This is a genomic window from Clostridium sp. UBA6640 (assembly GCF_002455975.1).
Classification (GTDB): Bacteria; Bacillota; Clostridia; order Clostridiales; family Clostridiaceae; genus Clostridium_J.
Genome location: NZ_DKLM01000161.1, coordinates 1 through 3397 on the forward strand (window position 1 = coordinate 1; position 3397 = coordinate 3397).

Genomic DNA, 3397 nt, shown 5'->3' on the forward strand with positions numbered 1-3397 from the left:
ATTTAAATACATCTTATGTTAAGGTTCAATAAAACTGCTGAAAATTTAATGTATGCAGCATTAAAATTTAAATACATCTTATGTTAAGGTTCAATGTGATTCTAACTACATTGAGCCAACAGCAAAATTATTTAAATACATCTTATGTTAAGGTTCAATTCTAAAGCAGATGTCAAAGATCTTGAATTACAAACATTTAAATACATCTTATGTTAAGGTTCAATCACTGCAATCAAGCCATTCTCTATTTTCATTATACCCCTTAGCCTATTGAAAATAAAGGGTTTATTAAAAATTCTACCACCATTCTGTATTTTTAAGAAAACTGATAAAAAAGTCCTCACAAACCTTGATATTTCAATAAATTAAGAGAACTTTTATTTCAAATTAGGTTGGTAAAACTTTGTATAGATTTATTGATAATTAAAGACTTACTGTTAAAATAAAAATAAGAAAGTTAAAAGTTATATTAAGTTAAAATTAAAATTCATTTCAATTTTTAATTAAATTATGACATGCAACAAAGTGATTCTTTGATACTTCCTTCAATATTGGTATCTGATTTCCACAAACTTCAGTTGCATATGGACACCTTGTGTTAAATTTACATCCTCTTATTTCATTATATCCATTTGGTATTTCATCTTTCATTATTATCCTAGTCTTTTTTTCCTTTGGATGACTTTTCGGTATTGATGAAACTAAACATTTAGTATAAGGATGTTTAGCATTTAAAAATAATTCTTCTCCTTGTGCCTCTTCTACAATATTTCCAAGATACATAACCCCTATTCTGTCACAAAAATACCTAACTAAACTTAAATTGTGAGATATGAATAAATAAGTTAAATCCATTTCTTTTTTTAACTCATCCATAAGCATGAGAATTTGTGCTTGTATAGAAACATCTAATGCAGCTGTAGGTTCATCACAAATTAAAAACTTTGGCTTAAGAGATAATGCTCTCGCTATAACTATCCTTTGTCTTTCTCCTCCACTAAACTCATGTGGATACTTATTAATGCTTTCTTCTCTCAGTCCACATAAATCTAATATCCTTTTAATTTCATCTGTTGATTTTCTTTTATCTACAATTCCATGTTTTACTATACCTTGTTTAATTATATTTTCTATAGTCATGGTAGGATCTAGTGATGAATAGGGATCTTGAAATATCATTTGCATGTCTTTTCTTAAGCTTTGCATATCCTTCTTACTTATGCTATATTTATTTTCTACATCATAAATAAGCTCACTATTAAACTTTAAAACTCCTCCTGTTTTAGGTATTAAGTTTAGTATTGCTCTACCAGTTGTAGATTTACCACATCCCGACTCTCCTACAAGTCCATATACTTCACCTTTATTAATATGAAATGATATTCCATCCACTGCTTTAATTATTTTATTCTCTCTATTAAATAGATTTCTACCATAGCTAAAATAACATTTTAAATTTTTAACTTCTAATAGTTTTTCTTTATTAGATTCTATCTTATTCATTAAATTTTACCTTCCTCTTTCAAATCATATCTAAAGCATCTAACTTCATGACCATCTTTTATGATTTTTAAGTTAGGTTTGTATTTCATACATTTGTTCATAACGTAATCACACCTATCAGCAAATGAGCATCCCTCTAATATATCTGAAAGCTTTGGGACTTTACCCCTAATACATTTAAGTGGTTCTCCCTTCTTAAAATTCTCTGGTCTTGAATTGATTAAGCCTATTGTATATGGATGAACAGGATTGTCAAATATTTCTTCTACAGATGCCCTTTCCACTATATTTCCTGCATACATTACCATCACATCATCTGCAACTTCACATATGACTCCTAAATCATGAGTTATAAAAATTACTGACATATTTAACTTATCCTTAAGATCATTAATTAAGTCTAATACTTGAGCTTGTACTGTTACATCCAATGCTGTTGTAGGCTCATCTGCTATTAAAAGTTTTGGGGTACAGCATAATGCCATAGCTATCATAACCCTTTGGCACATACCTCCACTAAGCTTGTGAGGGTATTCATTTATAACCTCATCTGCTCTTTTAATTCCAACAAGTTTCAACATCTCTATAACTCTTTTTTTATTTTCATTACCTTTTACATTTCTATGTACTTTTAATATCTCACCAATTTGATCTCCTATTTTAAGTACTGGATTTAAAGATATCATAGGTTCTTGAAATATCATTGTGATTTCATTTCCCTTAATACTATTCATCTCTAAATCCGTAAGCTTTAATAAATCTTTTCCTTCAAATAAAATATTTCCCTTTTCTATTACTCCATTCTGCCTTTCAACAAGCCTCATAATAGACATAGCTGTTATACTTTTCCCGCAACCTGACTCTCCAACAATCCCTAATACACTTCCTCTTTTTAAATTAAAACTAACTCCGTCTACTGCTTTAACTTTTCCTTCATCACCTTTAAAACTAGTAGTTAAATCTATTACCTCTAATATATTATCTTCCATAATAATTTTCTACTCCTTTGTCCTTGGGCTTATAATATTTCTTAATCCATCTCCTATAAAATTAATAGAGAGTATAGTTAAAAACACCATTATTCCTGGCGGTGCCCATTGCCACCAATATCTCATAAGAGACTTCATATTTCTAGCAGTAGAAAGCATGTTTCCCCAACTAGGAATAGGCTGCTTTACTCCCATTCCCAAATAACTTAATCCTGATTCTGCCAATATAGCTCCAGCAATCCCTAAGGTAGCATACACAATTATAGAAGATATAATATTAGGAATTATATGTTTAAATATTATTTCTATAGAATCCATACCAAGACATCTTGCCGCTTCTATAAACTGCCGCTCTTTTATTGCGAGCACTTGTCCTCTAACTATTTTAGCAATAGTTGTCCATCCTAAAAAACCTATTATTATAACTGAATTCCACATACTAGGACCTATTAAAGATGCTAATATTATAGCTATTATAAAAAAAGGAAGGCACATAAAAACATCTACAAGGATCATTATTAAAAGATCTATCTTACCACCAAAATATCCAGCAATGGCTCCTAAAAAAACTCCTATTGTTAAAGATATAAAAGTGGCTCCTATTCCCACTGCTAAAGAAACCCTTCCACCGTAAACTAATCTTACTAAAATATCTCTCCCTAAATCATCTGTTCCAAGAACATGCTCTAAACTTGGAGGCTTATTTGCTATAGATGTATTTATTTGATCTCTATCCTTTGTCATTATCAATGGACCAAAGATAGAAGCTACCGTAATAAAGCCTAAGAAAATTACTCCAAAGGCTACGCTTTTACTACGTAACATTAATTTAATTTTTTTATTATTTATATTCATAAAATTTCACCATTTTTAATTAGGCATTTGAAAATAAATAATAAGTCAAA

General features: G+C 29.6%; 3 protein-coding genes. All 3 read right to left on the reverse strand.

Annotated features, from left to right (window positions below; genetic code table 11):
• Positions 1 to 492: 492 nt before the first annotated feature.
• Genes B2W91_RS18595 through B2W91_RS18605 form a run of 3 tightly spaced genes read right to left on the reverse strand, consistent with a single transcriptional unit; the run spans position 493 to position 3347 of the window.
• Complete coding sequence (locus B2W91_RS18595) at positions 493 to 1503, reverse strand: ABC transporter ATP-binding protein (protein ID WP_291583641.1); 1011 nt, start codon at positions 1501 to 1503, stop codon at positions 493 to 495.
• On the reverse strand, positions 1503 to 2492 hold the full coding sequence (locus B2W91_RS18600; protein WP_291583643.1) for an ABC transporter ATP-binding protein: 990 nt from the start codon (positions 2490 to 2492) through the stop codon (positions 1503 to 1505). Before B2W91_RS18600 ends, B2W91_RS18595 begins: the two co-directional genes overlap by 1 nt.
• Before the next feature lie 9 nt (positions 2493 to 2501).
• Positions 2502 to 3347, reverse strand: coding sequence for an ABC transporter permease (locus B2W91_RS18605; protein WP_291583644.1), 846 nt, complete (start codon positions 3345 to 3347; stop codon positions 2502 to 2504).
• Positions 3348 to 3397 lie beyond the last annotated feature (50 nt).

Excerpts from the sequence above, each read along its gene's own strand:
- B2W91_RS18595 (WP_291583641.1), bottom strand. The coding sequence starts at position 1,503 with ATGAATAAGATAGAATCTAATAAAGAAAAACTATTAGAAGTTAAAAAT.
- B2W91_RS18600 (WP_291583643.1), bottom strand. The coding sequence starts at position 2,492 with ATGGAAGATAATATATTAGAGGTAATAGATTTAACTACTAGTTTTAAA.
- B2W91_RS18605 (WP_291583644.1), bottom strand. The coding sequence starts at position 3,347 with ATGAATATAAATAATAAAAAAATTAAATTAATGTTACGTAGTAAAAGC.